The organism is Aeromonas sp. EERV15, assembly GCF_900079845.1.
Classification (GTDB): domain Bacteria; phylum Pseudomonadota; class Gammaproteobacteria; order Enterobacterales; family Aeromonadaceae; genus Aeromonas; species Aeromonas sobria.
In genome coordinates this window covers 1-448 of record NZ_FKKY02000145.1, presented here as the reverse complement: position 1 = coordinate 448, position 448 = coordinate 1, and the positions used below count along the sequence as shown (strand labels likewise).

1 protein-coding gene is annotated in these 448 nt (G+C 67.6%); it reads right to left on the bottom strand.

Annotated elements, in window-relative coordinates:
• Positions 1–11: 11 nt before the first annotated feature.
• A partial coding sequence (locus BN4575_RS22945; protein WP_068979577.1) for an RNA polymerase sigma factor occupies positions 12–448 on the bottom strand: 437 nt, incomplete at its 5' end.

The following is a 448-nucleotide window of genomic DNA, read 5'->3' as shown; positions in this document are numbered from 1 at the left end:
GCCGGTGAGGTTCATACGGCTTCGCCTCCAAAACCCCGCCCCGCGAGGTACTCACGGAGCTTGCGTCGCGCTTCGTGAACGCGCCAGGCCACCGTCCCCTCGGGGCAGCCCAGGATCTTCGACGCTTCCTCGTGAGGAACGCCGTCGATGCAGACGAGGATGAGCGTCGTCCGGAGCGTGTCCGAGAGGGCATCGATGCCATCGCAGAGCGCCGTGGCGAGCTGCTTCTGTTGAGAGGCCGTCGCGGGATCACCACCGAACGTGAGCCGCGTCTCGCGCAAGAGGCTCTCGACGCGGGGATCGTCCGAGGACGTGGCGTCCCGTGTCGGCTTGCGCGCGCGGATCGTGTTGAGCGAGAGGTTCACGGCGATGCGATAGAGCCACGTGAAAGGCTCGCTCCGCCCGTCGAAGCGGCCGAGGGCCTGGTAGGCGCGGACGAACGTCTCCT